Source organism: Pseudomonas sp. CP4 (assembly GCF_047758505.1).
In the GTDB taxonomy this organism is placed as follows: domain Bacteria; phylum Pseudomonadota; class Gammaproteobacteria; order Pseudomonadales; family Pseudomonadaceae; genus Aquipseudomonas; species Aquipseudomonas fluorescens_AO.
This window is the reverse complement of sequence record NZ_CP180489.1, coordinates 520,944-537,734: the sequence shown is the minus strand read 5'-3', so window position 1 is coordinate 537,734 and position 16,791 is coordinate 520,944. Positions and strand designations below refer to the sequence as shown.

General features: G+C 57.9%; 11 protein-coding genes. 4 read left to right on the top strand and 7 right to left on the bottom strand.

The features are described 5' to 3' along the window. Positions 1-112 precede the first annotated feature (112 nt). Positions 113-1,036, top strand: a complete 924-nt coding sequence (locus ACMYUN_RS02190) for a sugar kinase (RefSeq protein WP_415762644.1) — start codon at positions 113-115, stop codon at positions 1,034-1,036. A gap of 125 nt (positions 1,037-1,161) precedes the next feature. Here the strand turns inward: ACMYUN_RS02190 and ACMYUN_RS02185 are convergent, their stop codons facing one another. Together ACMYUN_RS02185 and ACMYUN_RS02180 are read right to left on the bottom strand one after the other, a co-directional pair. Continuing rightward, complete coding sequence (locus tag ACMYUN_RS02185) at positions 1,162-1,437, bottom strand: peptidylprolyl isomerase (protein WP_007912322.1); 276 nt, start codon at positions 1,435-1,437, stop codon at positions 1,162-1,164. Positions 1,438-1,488: 51 nt separating this feature from the next. Then, a complete protein-coding gene (locus ACMYUN_RS02180; protein ID WP_415762643.1) occupies positions 1,489-4,026 on the bottom strand; it encodes a PAS domain-containing protein in 2,538 nt (845 codons plus the stop codon). Positions 4,027-4,135: 109 nt separating this feature from the next. Between ACMYUN_RS02180 and ACMYUN_RS02175 the strand changes: the two genes are divergently transcribed. From ACMYUN_RS02175 to ACMYUN_RS02165, 3 genes are all read left to right on the top strand, one after another. Beyond that, entirely contained in the window at positions 4,136-5,242 is a 1,107-nt protein-coding gene (locus ACMYUN_RS02175; protein WP_415762642.1) for a PilT/PilU family type 4a pilus ATPase, read from the top strand. Between the two features lie 148 nt (positions 5,243-5,390). After that, complete coding sequence (locus ACMYUN_RS02170) at positions 5,391-8,477, top strand: hypothetical protein (protein ID WP_415762641.1); 3,087 nt, start codon at positions 5,391-5,393, stop codon at positions 8,475-8,477. Beyond that, entirely contained in the window at positions 8,429-9,073 is a 645-nt protein-coding gene (locus ACMYUN_RS02165) for a hypothetical protein (protein WP_415762640.1), read from the top strand. The genes ACMYUN_RS02170 and ACMYUN_RS02165 overlap by 49 nt, the downstream gene beginning before the upstream one ends. Before the next feature lie 40 nt (positions 9,074-9,113). Here the strand turns inward: ACMYUN_RS02165 and ACMYUN_RS02160 are convergent, their stop codons facing one another. From ACMYUN_RS02160 to ACMYUN_RS02140, 5 genes are all read right to left on the bottom strand, one after another. After that, positions 9,114-11,078, bottom strand: coding sequence for an acetoacetate--CoA ligase (locus ACMYUN_RS02160; protein ID WP_415762639.1), 1,965 nt, complete (start codon positions 11,076-11,078; stop codon positions 9,114-9,116). Positions 11,079-11,214: 136 nt separating this feature from the next. Further along, the gene (gene hbdH, locus ACMYUN_RS02155; protein ID WP_415762638.1) at positions 11,215-11,988 is read right to left on the bottom strand and encodes a 3-hydroxybutyrate dehydrogenase; all 774 of its coding nucleotides are present in this window, start codon (positions 11,986-11,988) and stop codon (positions 11,215-11,217) included. A 7-nt stretch (positions 11,989-11,995) separates the two neighbouring features. Beyond that, positions 11,996-13,387 carry a GntP family permease gene (locus ACMYUN_RS02150; RefSeq protein ID WP_415762637.1) on the bottom strand — a complete coding sequence of 464 codons (1,392 nt, stop codon included), beginning with the start codon at positions 13,385-13,387 and terminating at the stop codon, positions 11,996-11,998. Between the two features lie 272 nt (positions 13,388-13,659). Further along, complete coding sequence (locus tag ACMYUN_RS02145; RefSeq protein ID WP_415762635.1) at positions 13,660-15,075, bottom strand: sigma-54 interaction domain-containing protein; 1,416 nt, start codon at positions 15,073-15,075, stop codon at positions 13,660-13,662. A 140-nt stretch (positions 15,076-15,215) separates the two neighbouring features. Further along, positions 15,216-16,790 (bottom strand): ABC transporter ATP-binding protein, encoded by a 1,575-nt coding sequence (locus ACMYUN_RS02140; protein WP_415762634.1) that lies wholly within the window; start codon positions 16,788-16,790, stop codon positions 15,216-15,218. Between the last annotated feature and the right edge of the window lies 1 nt (position 16,791).

The following is a 16,791-nucleotide window of genomic DNA, read 5'->3' as shown; positions in this document are numbered from 1 at the left end:
GCTATTCGCGAGAAGGCTCGCTCCCACAAGGACAATGCGCTCCATTGTGGGAGCGAGCCTGCTCGCGAAAGCGTCCGGACAGCCACCACCGAACCACCAGAGATCCCACCCGATGAAAATCCTCCGCAACACCCCGCGCATCGCCCTGATCGGCGAATGCATGATCGAACTGCAGCAACGCGCCGACGGCAGTCTGCAGCAAAGCTTCGGTGGCGATACCCTCAACACAGCGGTGTATCTGTCCCGTGCGCTGGGCGATAAGGCGCACGTCGACTACGTCACCGCGCTGGGTGACGACAGTTTCAGCGACGCGATGTGCCAGATCTGGCGCAGCGAAGGCATCGGCCTTGATCTGGTACAGCGTTTGCCCGGTCGGTTGCCTGGTCTGTACTGCATCCAGACCGACGCCAACGGCGAGCGGCGCTTCCTGTACTGGCGCAACGAAGCGGCGGTACGCGATTGCTTCACCACCCCTGCGGCCGAGCGGATCCTCGCGGCGTTGCCGGACTACGACGTGCTGTATTTCAGCGGGATCACCCTCGCTGTACTCGGAATGCAAGGCCGCGCCCGACTGATCAAGACCCTGATTGAAGCCAGACAGCGCGGCGCACGCATCGTTTTCGACAACAACTACCGCCCACGCCTGTGGGCGTCTGTGGAAGAGGCGCGCGCGGCGTATCGCAGCGTCCTGTCTTATGTCGATCTGGCGTTGCTGACGGTGGATGACGAACAGGCATTGTTCGGGTTTGCCGATTGCGCTGAGGTGTTTGCCACGTATGCACAGATCGGCACGGCGGAAGTGGTGCTCAAGCGCGGCGCCGAGGCGTGTCTGATTCGCTGCGATGGTGAGGCGTTCGAAGTGCCGGCGCAGAAGGTCGACAAGGTCGTCGACACCACAGCGGCGGGGGACTCGTTCAGCGCGGCGTATCTGGCCAGGCGCTTGCTCGGCGGCAGTCCGGCGGAGGCGGCAGCGGCGGGGCATGAATTGGCCAGTCGGGTGATTCAAGTACCCGGAGCGCTGATCCCCAGAATTTGAAATGCAATCCCTTGTAGGAGCTGACGAGTGCAACGAGGCTGCGATCTTTTGATCTTGATCCGCAAACGCAGAATCAACAGATCGCAGCCTCGTGGCACTCGTCAGCTCCTACACAGCAGCAGTGATCAATCCCGATAAAACACCTGCACCAGGTGATAGCCAAACTTGCTCTTGATCGGCCCATGCACGGTGCGCAGCGGTTTCTTGAAAATCACCGCATCAATCGCCCCGACCATCTGTCCCGGCCGCACTTCGCCCAGATCGCCGCCGCGCTTGCCGGACGGGCAGGTGGAAAACTTCTTCGCCAGCACATCGAACGCTTCACCCTTGGCGATGCGCTGTTTGAGTTGTTCGGCCTCTTCGGCAGTTTTCACCAGAATGTGGCGGGCTTGGGCTTTCATCGTGCGATACCTGATAACGGGTGACGGCGGGGCGCGAGATTATGCCTCAAGTCACGGGGTCGGGGTGCTCAACTTGCGGATCTTGCTCGCCAGGACCTCAAGTACAAACGGCTTGGCGACCATGTCCATGCCTGCTTCGAGAAAGCCCTGACGCTCGGCTGCTATTTGCGCGTAACCGGTCATGAACAGCACTTTAAGAGCCGGCCGATGCTGGCGAGCAATCTCCGCCAACTGGCGACCGTTCATGCCCGGCAGCCCGACATCAGTGACCAGCAGATCGATGCGTTGTGCGGATTCGAGCAGCGGCAGGGCGGTCTGCGCGTTTTCCGCTTCGAAGGTTTTGTAGCCCAGTTCCTTGAGCAGATCGAGCACCAGCATGCGCACCGCCGGATCATCTTCAACGACCAGCGCGGTTTCACCGGTCGATGACGCCGCGATCGGTTCGGCATTCTTCACCGACACCGCCTCGGCATCCAGTTCAAGCAAACGCGGCAAGTACAGACGTACGCAAGTGCCTTGTCCCGGCACACTGTCGAGGCTGACATGGCCGCCGGACTGCTGGGCAAATCCGTAGATCATCGACAGCCCCAGTCCGGTGCCCTGGCCGATCGGCTTGGTGGTAAAAAACGGGTCGAACGCCTTGGAGCGAATTGACGGCGTCATGCCGGTGCCGTTATCGCTGACCGCGAGCATGACGTATTCCCCGGCCTTTACCGGCTCGAGAATGGTGATGTCGCTGCTGTCGAGGTACACGTTCGCGGTCTGGATCAGCAACGCGCCGCCCTCCGGCATCGCATCGCGGGCGTTGATCACCAGGTTGAGCAGGGCATTTTCCAACTGACTGACGTCGGTGCTGACGGGCCACACGTCGTCGGGCAGGCGCAATTGCAGATCGATGGCATCGCCCTTGGTGCGCCGGATCAGGTCTTCCAGCGAGTGCACCAACTCGTTGACGTTCAGTTGTTTGCGGTCCAGCGACTGGCGCCGCGAGAACGCCAGCAAGCGGTGGGTCAGCGCCGCTGCGCGATTGGCCGATGACACCGCCGCCTCGGTGAAGCGGCCAATCTCGTCGGCGCGTCCGTTGGCGATATAGCGCTGCATCAAATCCAGACTGCCGATGATGCCCGTGAGCATGTTGTTGAAGTCGTGAGCGATGCCGCCGGTGAGCTGGCCGACAGCTTCCATTTTCTGCGCGTGGCGCAGAGCATCTTCGGCGCGCTCGCGCTCGAACATCTCGTTCTGCAAACGCTGGTTGGCCTGGGCCAGTTGTTCGGTGCGGGCGCTGACGCGCTCTTCGAGGGTTTCATTGAGATTGCGCAGGGCTTCCTCGGTTTTTTTGCGCTCGGTCTCATCGATGACAAAGATGTAGAAACCGTTGACCGCACCGTCCGCGCCATGACGGGGCAGATAGTTCATCAACGCGTGACGGGTGCTGCCGTCGCGGTGCGGCGTGTAGAAACTGAACGAACAGGAGCGTCCTGCCAGCGCTTCAGCGATAAAAGGTGCACGCAGGAAATACGCCTCTTCGCCGATGACTTCGCGAATCGTACGACCGTACAGCTCTTGCGGAGTCAGCCCGTACCAGTCGAGATAGGCCGCGTTGTTCAGACGAAAACGTTCTTCGGCGTCGACATAGCTGATCAGGATCGGCATGGCGTTGATGATCAGCTGCAATTCGGTCTGGCTCTGACGCAGCGCTTGTTCGGTGTGTTTGCGTTCGGTCAGGTCCAGCGCCGCGCCGAGAAAACGCACCGGCCGACCATGATGATCCTTGTAGCAACGGCCGCGTGCGAACACCCAGCGCAGCGTGCCATCAGCCTGCAGCAAGCGGTATTCCTCGGCGTACTCAGTGCCATGAGTAATGCAATACTTGATGCCGCGCGCGACCATGGCGCGGTCTTCGGGGTGTACCCCGTGCAGATATTCGCTGATCGGCAACTGCCCGGCCCTGGCCGGATCGACACCGTGCAATTCGGCAAAGTGCGCATCGGCGATGAAGCGGTCTTCGCCAATGTCCCAGTCCCAGGTACCTACCGCGTCGGTGGCGGCCAAGGCCAGTTGCAGGCGTTCTTCGGACTGGCGCTGGGCCTTGAGGCTTTCCTCGGAACGGCGCTGCAATTCCAGGGCAATGCGGCGGCGTTCGTTGGTTTCGATGGCGGTGATCAGAATTCCAGCCACCTGGGCGGTTTCATCGCGAATCGGGCTATAGGTCAGATCCAGCCAGAAATCGGTTTTCTTGCCGTCGCGTTGCACGCTGAAACGTTGCTCGCTGAAGCTGCGTACCTGGCCCTGTAACACCGCCTGATAAATCGGTTCGGAGAAATCCCGGACTTCCGGCCAGACGTCATGAGTCGGTTGCCCGAACGCTTCGGGATGTTTGCTGCCAGCGAGCAGGGCAAAACCATTGTTGTAGATCTGCGTGAGTTGCGGACCCCATAACAGCAGCATCGGCATCGGTGAATGAATGACGATATCCACCGCCGTGCGCAAGCTCTGCGGCCAGGTGCCGGCGGGGCCCAGCGGGCTGCGGCTCCAGTCGGTGCGGGCAATCAGGGCCTGAGCGTCATCGGTGGTGGGTACAGCATTCATGTTTCAATCCTGAGCGTGGTTCGGTGAGACGGGGTCTATCATTGTTGCAGGAGCCGCGCCAAGCGTAGGCCAAATCTGCTCATTCAATGCTTCGCGGGTGCTGTCAGCCATGGAAATCGATGCACTGTTGACAATATTGTCGCAAAAAAACGGTTCTGATCTGTTCCTCTCTACCGGCGCAGCGCCGAGCGCGCGCATTGACGGTGTGCTGAGAGCGTTGAGCGATCAGCCATTCAAACCCGGCGAAACCGCGGCCATCGCCGCCTCCCTGATGGACGCCGAGCAACGCCGGGAGTTCGACCGGGATCTGGAAATGAACCTGGCAATCTCCCGAACGGGCGTCGGGCGCTTCCGGGTAAACATTTTCAAGCAGCGCAACGACGTGTCGATTGTCATCCGCAATGTCAAACTCGACATCCCGCGATTCGAAGACCTGAAGCTGCCGCCGGTGTTGCTGGAAACGGTGATGCTCAAGCGAGGGTTGATCCTGTTTGTAGGCGCAACCAGTTCAGGCAAGTCGACGTCGCTGGCGGCACTCATCGATCACCGCAACCGCCACAGTGCCGGGCACATCGTGACGATCGAAGACCCGATCGAATATATCCACCGGCACCAGCGCTCGATCGTCAATCAGCGCGAAGTCGGTGTCGACACACGCAGTTTCCAAGCTGCTTTGAAGAACACGCTGCGCCAGGCCCCGGATGTGGTATTGATCGGCGAAATACGTGATCGCGAAACCATGGAGCATGCGTTGTCATTCGCCGATACCGGGCATCTGGTGTTGTCGACCTTGCACGCGACCAATGCCAATCAGGCGCTGGATCGGATTATCAATATGTTCCCTGAAGAGCGGCGACCGCAGTTGCTGCAAGCGCTAGGCAATAACCTGAAAGCATTTATCTCACAGCGCTTGGTGCGTACTGTTGATGGTCAACGAAGGGCTGCTGTTGAGGTATTGCTAGGCACGCCAACGGTGGGAGATCTGGTTCGGCGAAATGAACTGGGAGAACTTAAAAGCGTTATGGAAAAGTCGGAGGGTGCAGGTATGCAAACATTCGACTCCGCGCTTTATAAGCTGGTTGAAGAAGGTGTCGTCGATGTAGATGAAGCAATTAAACATGCAGATTCTGTGAATAATTTAAGATTGCGGATAAAGCTGCACTCAGACGATAGAATCAAAGATGACTCGTCGGGTGGTTGGGGGTTGATTGAGTAAAGTGGATGTTTACTGAGTTCGTGTTTGTTCTGTTGAAGTTTTCGCTCTGAAATGTCGGTTAATAACTAACTGGTTGATTGATGTTTGGTTCTGTTTAAAGTTTAAAGGCGTCGATTATGACGCTAATGAATTTAAACTAGGACAGAACATGAAGATCAGAAGTGGTTCCTCTGGTAGTGCAGTTATGGCTGCGCAGGAAAATCAGTTATGCATTAAAGCTGATGGGTTAGAGCGGAAAAAAATAACGTCAGTGCTTTATGCGTTGTATAAAGTGCGACAAAGTGCAGCGTTGATCGATATGGAGTCAATTACTTTGACCTTGGAGGAGGAATCCTCTTTTTATTATGTGCACAAGACCTTCAGCAAAATGCTGGCGGATCTGATCAAGCCATACGATCGTAACGCGGTTGCAATCGTCACCAGCGCCGGGCTTGACGTCTGGATCAACAATGGAAGTGGCGCTGAAAGCATACGACAGAAAATACAATCTGACCCGAATAAGCAGGCAGTCCTGAAAATAATCATGGAGGGCGCAGCGCAATCGGGTGGAGCAGTCCGCTCGGTAACAGACGATGCCAGTTATGCTCAATGGCTGCGCTTTCACGGGCTGTTGGTCCCGACTGATGTCGAGCAACTGGAATCTCTGCTGAATTTTCTGCAATGGGAATTCCGCCGTAGTGACCGTATCGCCAATTATTGGGACTACATCAACGGCCACGACGGTGGTTCAGCTGCATTGACCGTAACTCAGTGTCAAGAAATTCGGACATTGACCGCGAAGCTGGTTCCCGCCGGAAAAGGTTTGCTGGGTATGTTGTATGAAAACGTCAAGCCCGTTTTACATGATGGGGTTGATTGGGAAACTGCCGACGAGGTGCTGCAGGAACTTGTGCATCATCAGTTTTCCTATGATTTGGCGAAGAAATATATTGATGCACTGCAGTGGTGGGGCGCTCGTGCTGGCGAGGAGTGTGATGCGAATGATTACGTGCAGGTTCTCTACACGGCCATTCTTCTTCAACTTGATCCAGGTATTGGCAACAAGAAACAGCGCAACGTAATCGCTGGCTATGATATTTATCATCCGGCCGTTGCCACCGATAAGAGCCTGGCCAGTATTCGGCAGAGCTTTGAGCAGTATCTTGTCGGCCAGAAAATCGTGCCCCGCACGTTGGTGCCTTTGGCATCACATATGCTGTTGTCCGCGGTGGCCCCGGCACTTTTGATGGATGGTGTGCCGACATGGCTGACTGCGGGTTCAATCGGATGGGTAACGTTGTCTCAGGCGGTCGGCATGATCGAGCTCAGCGTTAGAGGAGCTGCACGCTTTGTCCATTACAATGACGCAATGCTGTTTGCCGACATGGGGTCGATCAGTCAGGCACTGGGCCAACTCCAAGGCCTGGCTGCAGTTGATGTTATCATTGATTGGGCGTTGATCAACGAGGTGATCGCGCAAAGTGATCTGAATGCATCTGTCGCCAATGCCGCCGAGAAAGCGCTGGGTGCTTATCAAATACATGTAGAAACGATGGTCAACGGCGTGAAGGCGTTTTCCGCGCTCGTACCCAATCGGAAGAAGCTTGCGCTGGAGGCTTTGCAAAAAGCTTTACCGGAATGTGATTTCCTGGAGGATCCGCTACTTCGGCCAGAAACGTTCTCTGGTACACGAGTCTCAATGCTGGATTTGCACATCGAGGGTGTACTGACTTCGGGCGAATGGGACTGGAATGAAACACCGCACATTCTCACTCAGTATCCGCAATTGATGAGGCTGGCGATCAATCAAAGTGTTTTTGAGGATGAAGTTCGACAGTATCATCGGTGCCTGCATAGCGCGATCGCATCCAATATCAAACTAGCCTTGTCGGGTATGCCCCGGCAAGATCGCGATATTTTCGCTAAAAGCCGGATAACGTTTTTTACTGTTCGGGCGCCAGTTACTGAATTGGTCTATCCAAACAGCAATTACAACTTGGTTGGCGTAGGCAATAAAGGCCCTCAACGCGTCGAGGTGCAAGCGAAGAAAGATCAGGCAAGGGGGCGCTTCGCGGTGATCATGATCGCCTCTTACGGCGATAATCAAATGCTGTGCTATGAGTTATTCAGTCTTTTGGGCGAGTGCCGACGAAATGACGCTCTGGGTGAGCTTGTTCTGAAAACGCAAAAGATGAATATGCCGGCCAGGCTGGATTTCAAAGGGAATAGCAATGATGCCTTTTTTCCTCTGCCCGAAACCCATCAGGTTCCAACTGACTTTCAGAGTTATACGCAGGGCACACGCCCCCGCCCTAATGCCTCCGATATCATGGTCATAGAAAAGCTGGGGACGCTTGCTGCCCCGACAACTGCGCCAGCGGACAAGCACAGTCTTTATCAGTTCTTCATGGACGAACATATAAACAATATCGCGCAATTCGTGATAACCCACCGGCCTGTCGGCAGCGTCGATGAACTGATATTGGCGTTTACAGAACTTACGGAAAGAGAGTCTCTTACCAAGAAGACCGACGAATGGGTGACGTTTGTAATTGATCTCGTTGTGCCCTTCAAACGATGCATTGAAGACATTGCTTCGGGTGAGCGCAACAAAGTCGTGGATGGCATTTATGCCTGCACGATGGATGCGATCGGGATTTTCTTCACTGTCTTGGGCGCCCCGGCAAAGATACTGACGATTGCAGCAAGAACAGTTTCGCTGACGGCGAAACTCGCCAGCGTCGTGAAATATTCCTTGAAGTTGACGGTGTCGACATTCAACCCCATAGATGGGTTACCGACGGCCGGATACCTCGCGACCAAGTCACTTTTGAAAAGCGGCCTTGAATTAAGCAGGCAGGGCGTCAAGCTACTCGACTCAGCGACCTCGCAATTGCATCGATTGACCAGTAGACGTCAATCCGTGGACTTTCTGAAGTTATCCAGTTTGCCCCAAGCCGGTCAGGGCAAATGGAAACCCCGGGCGGGTGCCGCCGATGTGGTTAACGTATGTGCGTTGAACAGAAACAATCAATGGTATGCGATAAGCAGTCGCGGTACTCCGTGGGGGAAACGCTGGCTGACTTCCAGTTTCAGCACGCGTTCACTGTGCCCGGCGTGCGTCCCGAGAGCTATACGCGACATATCGTTCAGAACAGTCTGCCGATTGCGCGGGAAAAGGTTGACGCGGCAGTCAACCTGCTCAGCATGCCAAAGCTCAATACCAAGACCGATTTTGCCATTGGCCTGTTTTTAGGCAGCACCCCTGGAGGGCGAGATGAGTTTGCGACTTTATTGACGGCTGTTCGATTGAACGTCTACGACACGTCCGCCAGCAATTTCGTGCTGGACAGTGCAAAAATCGATGATCAAACCATTGAAGTCAGCCAGACCCAATACAGCGAATGGAAAAAGGCCGGCTTGCACGAGAAGGAAAGTGTCGAGTACCTGATCATCAACAACCGAAATCTCAATTCCCGTTTCAATGCAGCAGGTTTTAATTACGGTGAGGTTGCGGACGATCTGCTTCATGAGATGTTCCGCGCAGGGGCAGGCAAAACTGATTTGATTACCGCCCCGGCCAGTATGCAGAACAACACTGCCGTCCTCGATGTGGCACCGTTGCTGAATCTCGCGGCTGGGCGCCTGCCGAAACCGGGTGGCGGGTTTCACAGTGCCGCTGAAGCTCGTTCGAATGCCGACTCTTATGCAGTGTTGACTGCGCTGCTGAGTCAGGTGGAAACGGATGCTGCTGCATACTTCAAGAACGTCCAAATCCTCAATGCAGCGGTCAGCCGTCACATCGGTCGGACGATAGAAAGTGAAGTTCTCATTGAGTTGAACGGTGATTGATTCGTAACGCTGCCCCATGCTGGCATGGGGCAGCGTTGCTTCATGGCGCGCAGTCGCTGAGCTCACGCCGATCTCGAAACTGCTCCAGCGCTTCGGGATTGGCCAGCGCATCGGTGTTCTTCACCGGCCGCCCATGCACCACGTCTCGCACCGCCAGCTCGACAACCTTACCGCTGATGGTGCGTGGAATATCCGTCACCGCAACAATCTTCGCCGGTACATGCCTAGGGGTGGTATTGGCGCGGATGACTTCACGAATGCGCTGTTGCAGCTGGTCGTTGAGCATCAGTCCTTCGCGCAATCGCACAAATAACACGACCCGCACATCATCCTGCCACTGCTGGCCAATGGCGACGCTGTCCAGCACGTCGGTGATTTTCTCGACCTGACGATAAATTTCCGCCGTGCCGATCCGTACGCCGCCCGGGTTGAGCACCGCATCCGAACGGCCATGAATCATCATCGCGCCGTGGGGCAATTGTTCGGCGTAGTCACCCTGCGCCCAGACGCCAGGAAACAGGCTGAAATAAGACTGTCGCAGCTTCGCGCCGTCAGGGTCATTCCACAAACCAATCGGCATCGCCGGGAAATGTCGGGTGCAGACCATTTCGCCTTTTTCACCGATTACCGGCTGGCCTGCGTCGTTCCATACCTCCACGGCCATGCCGAGGCTTTTGCCCATGATTTCCCCACGCCGTACCGGTGACAGCGGGTTGCCGTTGACGAAACAGGACACGATGTCGGTGCCACCTGACATCGAGGCCAGGCACACGTCGGTTTTCAAGTCGCGGTAAATGAAATCGTAACTTTGCGGCGACAGCGCCGAGCCTGTACACAACAGCGTTTTCAAGCTGCTCAAGTCATGACTTTCCCTGGGCCTGGCGCCGCTGCTTTCCAGCGTGGCGAGGAATTTGGGACTGGTGCCAAACACGCTGATGCGTTCGTCGTCGATCAGGTCGAGCAGACGCTGAGGGTCCGGATGAAACGGCGAGCCGTCGTAAAGCACTACGGCACTGCCCACGGCAAGGGCAGAGACCAGCCAGTTCCACATCATCCAGCCGCAGGTTGTGTAGTAGAACAGGCGATCACCAGGTCCGAGGTCGCAATGTAGGCCGTGCTCCTTGACGTGTTGCAGCAGCACGCCGCCGGTGCTGTGGACGATGCATTTCGGTACGCCGGTGGTGCCGCTGGAGTACAGCACGTAAAGCGGATGGTTGAACGGCACCGGGGTGAAATCCGGCTCGCCACCGGGTAGATAAAAATCTTCCCAGATGGAGACGCAGGCTAGGGTTTGGTAGTCCTCGATGCGAGCTTGCGGGCGAGCGTACGGCACGATGATCAACTGCTGCAGCGACGGCAGTTGCGCCAGGATTTCGTTGAGCTTGGCGGTCTGATCGAGGGTTTTTCCGGCGTATTGATAACCGGCGCAGGTGAGCAGCACTTTCGGTTCGATCTGGCCGAAGCGATCGATCACGCCGTGGGTGCCGAAGTCTGGCGACGAGCAGGACCAGATCGCGCCGAGGCTGGTGGTGGCCAGCATTGCCACCAGCGTCTGCCAGGTGTTGGGCATGCACGCCGCCACGCGATCACCTTGAGCCACACCGGCCGCGCGCAGGCTCGCCTGAAAACCGGCGACGTGTTCGGCCAGTTCGGCCCAGGTCAGCTGTTCGCGCTGGCCATTTTCCGCGACGGCGACCACTGCTACCGCATCATCGCGACGGCGCAGCAGGTGTTCAGCGAAGTTCAGCGTCGCGCCCGGAAACCATTCGGCACTCGGCATCTCTGCACCCTCACGCAAGACGGCGTCAGGCTGGGTGTGAAAACGGATGTCGAAAAAATCGACGATCGCCTGCCAGAAAGCGGGGCGCTGCTCGATGCTCCATTGGTGCAGGGCAGGGTAGCCATCGAGCTGCAGCGAATGCCGTTGATTGATCTCGCGCCGAAAGGCGTCCAGACGCGAACGGGCGATACGCTGGGCGTCGGGTTGCCAGAGGATCTCGGACATGGGGTTGCCTCTTCTTATCGGATTACACATACCCTGTAGGAGTGAGCCTGCTCGCGATAGCGGTGTGCCAGACCCGTAACAGGTGACTGATGTACCGCTATCGCGAGCAGGCTCACTCCTACAGAGGGCCAGGTGTTTATTGCGCCAGCCAGCCACCATCAATATTCCACGCCGCGCCGCGCACCTGGCTGCCAGCTTCGCTGCACAAGAACAGCACCAGCTCACCCAAATGCTGCGGTGTGACGAACTCCAGCGACGGCTGTTTTTCGGCGAGCAGATCATGCTGCGCCTGCTGCGGATCGACGCCCTTGGCCGCGCGATCATCGATCTGCTTCTGCACCAGCGGCGTCAACACCCAACCTGGACAGATTGCGTTGCAGGTGACATGGCTGGTCGCGGTTTCGAGCCCGACCACTTTGGTCAGGCCGATCACACCATGCTTTGCGGCGACATATGCGGCTTTGCCGGTGGAGCCGACCTGACCATGCACCGAGGCGATGTTGATGATGCGCCCCCAGTTTTTCTGGCGCATGCCCGGCAGGCTCAGACGCGTGCTGTGAAACACCGACGACAGGTTGATCGCGATGATCGAATCCCAGCGCTCCACCGGGAACTCTTCCACTGCCGCGACATGCTGAATACCCGCGTTGTTGACCAGAATGTCGACGCCGCCAAACTCACGCTCGGCGTAAGCAACCATGTCGGCAATCTGCGCCGGGTCGCTGACATCGGCGGGATGATGGCCGACCTTGCCGCCGTACTGAGCGACGTCAGCGATCACTTTCGAGGCGTCGCCGAAACCATTGAGAATCAGATTGGCGCCGGCCTTAGCCAGGCTCAGCGCGATGCCCAGGCCGATGCCGCTGGTGGAGCCGGTCACCAAAGCTGTCTTGCCGGAAAGAGTGGTCATGAATACCTCACACAATGCCAGTGGCGTAGAAAGTGCCGATCACCACGAAAACTGCCAGGGTCTTGATCAGCGTAATACAGAAAATGTCTTTATAGGCTTCGCGGTGGGTCAGCCCGGTCACCGCCAACAGCGTGATCACCGCGCCGTTGTGCGGCAGGGTGTCCATGCCGCCACTGGCCATCGCTGCGACGCGGTGCAGCACTTCCAGCGGAATATTCGCCGCGTGCGCCGCACTGATGAACTGCTCGGACATCGCCGCCAGCGCAATGCTCATGCCGCCCGAGGCCGAACCGGTGATGCCGGCCAGCAGCGTCACGGTGATCGCTTCGTTGACCAACGGATTGGGAATCTGCTTGAGCCAGTCAGCCAGCACGAGGAAACCGGGCAGCGACGCAATCACCGCGCCAAAGCCGTATTCGGAAGCGGTGTTCATGGCCGCCAGCAGCGCACCGCTGACCGCGCTTTTGCTGCCTTCGGCAAGCTTGCTGCGAATCGCCTGAAAGCCGAACGCTAACACCATGAGGATGCCGATCAGCAACGCCGCCTGCACCGCCCAGATCGCCGTGAGTTTGGCGATCTCGGTGGTGACCGGCGCGGCCATGCCCGGCAGCGCGAGGCTATGGGTCTTGCCGTACCACTGCGGAATCCACTGGGTGAACAGCAGATTCATGATGCCCACGGCCAGCAGTGGCGACAGCGCAATCCAAGGGTTCGGCAGCTTGAGATCTTCTGCCGTTTCCGGTTCGTTGCGCAGTTCGGTGCCGTAACCTTCGCCGGCACGCTGCGCCTTGTTGCGCTGACGCTGCAGGAACAGCATCCCGGCGCAGAATACGAAGATCGTGCCGATCACCCCCAGCCACGGCGCCGCCCAGGCGGTGGTGTTGAAGAAGGTGCTGGGGATGATGTTCTGGATCTGCGGGGTGCCGGGCAGGGCGTCCATGGTGAACGAGAACGCACCGAGGGCAATGGTCGCCGGGATCAGGCGCTTGGGAATATTGCTCTGGCGGAACATCTCCGCTGCAAACGGGTAAACGGCAAAGACCACAACGAACAACGACACGCCGCCATAAGTCAGCAGTGCGCAGACCAGTACGATCACCAGCATCGCTTGCTTAGTCCCGAGCAAGCGAATCGCAGCAGCCACGATCGAGCGTGAGAACCCGGACAGCTCGATCAACTTGCCGAACACCGCGCCGAGGAGAAATACCGGGAAGTAGAGCTTGATGAAACCGACCATTTTGTCCATGAACACCCCGGTGAACGCGGGTGCGACGGCAGACGGATCGGTGAGCAGCACCGCGCCGAGGGCGGCGATCGGGGCGAAGAGGATGACGCTGTAGCCACGGTAGGCGGCGAGCATCAGCAGCGTCAGGGCTGCCAAGGCAATGATCACACTCATGGTGTGTCTCTCCAGAATTGTTGTTTTTATGGGTGGAACGGGTGTGGAGAGGTGTTAGCGATTACTGTGCCAAGTGCCTAACACGTGGATATCTATAGATATTTCATGAAAAAGTGAGATTGCGCCGGAAAATTTGTCTCGTTTGTGAGACCGAAAAAATCGCAGCCTCCGGCCGCTCCTACAAGGAAATACTTATCAACCCTGTAGGAGCCGCCGAAGGCTGCGATCTTTTGATCTTAAAAAACTATCCAAGATAAGAGATCAATGTCTCTTTATGTAGACTCGACGATCCCCAGCGCAGCCATCTTCTTGTACAGGGTCGACCGCCCCAGCCCCAGCCGAGCCGCAGCTTCCGGTACTTTCCCATTGCATTGCGCCAAGGTCGACTCGATCAACTGCCGATCAAACCGCGCCCGCGCCTGGGCAAATGTCTCACCGGCCGGCGCTTGCAGACTCGGTTCGGGCGTTCGCTCAACCGGAGTGAACGTGCCAATCGCCGCGCGAATATCCTGTTCGGTCAACATCAGATCATCACTGAGCAACGCCGCCCGCTCCAGTACGTTGCGCAATTCGCGAATGTTGCCCGGCCACGCATGCTGGCCCAGCAACGCCAGCGCATCGCGGTGCAGTTCATGCTGGCTGCGCAGTTCTTCCAGAATCGCCTCGCTCAGCGCCGGCAGATCATCGAGACGTTCGCGCAGCGGCGGCACCTGGATCGGCAGTACGTTGAGGCGGTAGTACAAATCGGCGCGGAATTCGCCGCGCTTGATCGCCGCCTGCAGATCCGTCGAGGTCGCGGCGATTACCCGCACATCGCTCTGGATCACTTCGTTGGAGCCGACCGGTTCGTACTCTTTTTCCTGCAACACCCGCAGCAGTTTGCTTTGCAGCGGCAGCGGCATGTCGCCGATCTCGTCGAGAAACAGCGTGCCGCCTTGAGCGACCTGCAGTTTGCCGGTGCGACCCTTGCGATCGGCGCCGGTAAAAGCGCCGGGTGCCGTGCCAAAGAATTCGGCTTCCAGCAGCGCTTCGGGAATCGCCGCACTGTTGATGCTGACGAAGGCTTTGTGCGCCCGAGGTGAGGCGCTGTGAATCGCTTGGGCAAGCAGCTCTTTGCCGGTGCCGGTTTCCCCCAGCAGCAAAACGGGCGAATCAGCGCTGGCACTGCGCCGGGCGCGGCGTTTGACTTCGAGGCTGGCGGCGCTGGTGCCGATGAAATGGGCGAAATTGTATTTGGTCTGCCGCGCACGCAGCAGCGAGCGGGTCGAAGCGAGCTCTTCCTGCATGCTCAGGTAGCGCTTGAGCATCGGCGACAGCGTACGCAACTCGTCGAACAGGGCAAAACCGATGGCGCCAATTACGCTGCCGGCGTCGTCGTGGATCGGCAGGCGCATCACTACCAGCGGTTCCTTCGGCGTGTCCTGCATGTCCAGCAGAATGGGGCGACCGGTGCGCACCACTTCGCGCAGCAAGCTGCCGGGGATCACACTTTCGCAGGATTTGCCGATGGCGCCTGCCGCCGATTCGAGACCAAAGCGTCGCGCGTAGCGTTCGTTCATCCAGACGATGTTCGCTTCGCGATCGACGATCACCGTGCCTTCGCTGGACTGCTCGATGATCTCGAACAGCGAACGGATCGCCAGAGTGCGAACCCGTTGATAGTCCTTGAGGCTTTCGGTGGTGTTCATCTGCAGGGTCCTGAAAATATTTCGCCTGTTAAGGCGTCATCGCGAGCAGGCTCACTCCTACAGGGGAACGCATTCCAATTGCAGGAGTGAGCCTGCTCGCGATAGCCATGACTCGGTTCCGAGGCGAGCGCCGATTATGCCTACCCCGGATGCGCCGCCGCCAACAGCTCTTTGGTGTACGGATGCTGCGGGTTGTCGAACACGTCGTGACTGGCGCCCCGCTCGACGACCTGGCCGTCCTTGATCACGATCATGTCATGGGCGAGGGCGCGCACCACCGCCAGATCATGGCTGATGAACAGGTAGGTCAGACCGTGTTTTTCCTGCAGATCACGGAGCAGGGCGACCACTTGTTTCTGTACGGTGCGGTCGAGGGCCGAGGTCGGTTCATCAAGAAGGATCAGCGCGGGTTTGAGCACCAGTGCCCGGGCAATGGCGATGCGCTGGCGCTGACCGCCGGAAAATTCATGCGGGTAGCGATGGCGGCTCTCCGGATCCAGACCGACTTCCTTGAGAACACGAATTACCTGCTCGTCGCATTCGTCAGCCGTCGATTCGCAATGCACTTCCAGGCCTTCGCTGATGATCTGTGCTACCGACATGCGCGGGCTCAGGCTGCCAAACGGATCCTGAAACACCACTTGCATCTTTCGGCGCCACGGCCGCAGTTGCTTCTGATTGAGACCATCAAGCGCTTCGCCCTGAAAGCGGATACTGCCTTCGGAGTCGAGCAAGCGCAGAATCGCCTGCCCCAGCGTCGACTTGCCCGAACCGGACTCGCCAACAATGCCCAAGGTCTTGCCGCGCTGAATATTCAGGCTGATGCCATCAACTGCGCGCAAATATTGCTTGCGGCGAAACAGTCCGCCACCGACCTGGAAATCGACACGCAGGTCAGCGACTTCCAGCACATTTTCACGTTCGTCACGGGGCAGGGCTTCACCTTCCGGTTCTGCGTTCAACAGCACGCAGCTGTAAGGGTGTTTGGGTTCGGTAAACAGGGTTTCGCAGGGTGCCTGCTCGACGATCTCGCCAGCCTTCATCACGCACACCCGCTGCGCGATGCTGCGCACCAGATTGAGATCGTGACTGATCAGCAGCAGCGACATGCCGAGCCGCTGTTGCAAGGACTTGAGCAGCAAGAGAATCTTGCGCTGCACGGTGACATCCAGCGCCGTGGTAGGCTCGTCGGCAATCAACAACTCCGGTTCGCAGGCCAGGGCCATGGCGATCATCACCCGTTGCCGTTGCCCGCCAGAGAGCTGATGCGGATAAGCTTTCAAGCGTTCCTTGGGCTTTTGAATGCCGACCAGTCCGAGCAATTCGAGAATACGCTGCTGCGCTTGCTTGCCGCCGAGGCCACGGTGCAGTAACAGGGTTTCGCCGATCTGCTTTTCGATGGTGTGCAGCGGATTGAGCGAGGTCATTGGCTCTTGAAAGATCATCGCAATGCGATTGCCGCGTAGTTCTCGCAAGACTTTCGGCTCGGCACCGAGCAGTTCCTGTCCGCGATAGCGGATGCTGCCACGGGTTTGCGCCTCCGTATCGGGCAGCAGTTGCAGGATCGAATGCGCGGTCACCGATTTCCCCGAACCCGATTCGCCGACCAGCGCCAGGCACTCACCGGGGCGGATATCCAGGCACAGTTCTCGCACCACCGTCTGGCCATGGAAGGCGACATTGAGGTTGCGGATTTCAATCAGGTTTTCAGTCATG

Bases quoted from the DNA above. Each gene is read 5' to 3' on its own strand.
- ACMYUN_RS02160 (WP_415762639.1), bottom strand. From the start codon at position 11,078: ATGTCCGAGATCCTCTGGCAACCCGACGCCCAGCGTATCGCCCGTTCG.
- hbdH (WP_415762638.1), bottom strand. From the start codon at position 11,988: ATGACCACTCTTTCCGGCAAGACAGCTTTGGTGACCGGCTCCACCAGC.
- ACMYUN_RS02190 (WP_415762644.1), top strand. From the start codon at position 113: ATGAAAATCCTCCGCAACACCCCGCGCATCGCCCTGATCGGCGAATGC.
- ACMYUN_RS02170 (WP_415762641.1), top strand. From the start codon at position 5,391: ATGAAGATCAGAAGTGGTTCCTCTGGTAGTGCAGTTATGGCTGCGCAG.
- ACMYUN_RS02180 (WP_415762643.1), bottom strand. From the start codon at position 4,026: ATGAATGCTGTACCCACCACCGATGACGCTCAGGCCCTGATTGCCCGC.
- ACMYUN_RS02175 (WP_415762642.1), top strand. From the start codon at position 4,136: ATGGAAATCGATGCACTGTTGACAATATTGTCGCAAAAAAACGGTTCT.
- ACMYUN_RS02185 (WP_007912322.1), bottom strand. From the start codon at position 1,437: ATGAAAGCCCAAGCCCGCCACATTCTGGTGAAAACTGCCGAAGAGGCC.
- ACMYUN_RS02145 (WP_415762635.1), bottom strand. From the start codon at position 15,075: ATGAACACCACCGAAAGCCTCAAGGACTATCAACGGGTTCGCACTCTG.
- ACMYUN_RS02140 (WP_415762634.1), bottom strand. From the start codon at position 16,790: ATGACTGAAAACCTGATTGAAATCCGCAACCTCAATGTCGCCTTCCAT.
- ACMYUN_RS02150 (WP_415762637.1), bottom strand. From the start codon at position 13,387: ATGAGTGTGATCATTGCCTTGGCAGCCCTGACGCTGCTGATGCTCGCC.
- ACMYUN_RS02165 (WP_415762640.1), top strand. From the start codon at position 8,429: ATGCCAAAGCTCAATACCAAGACCGATTTTGCCATTGGCCTGTTTTTA.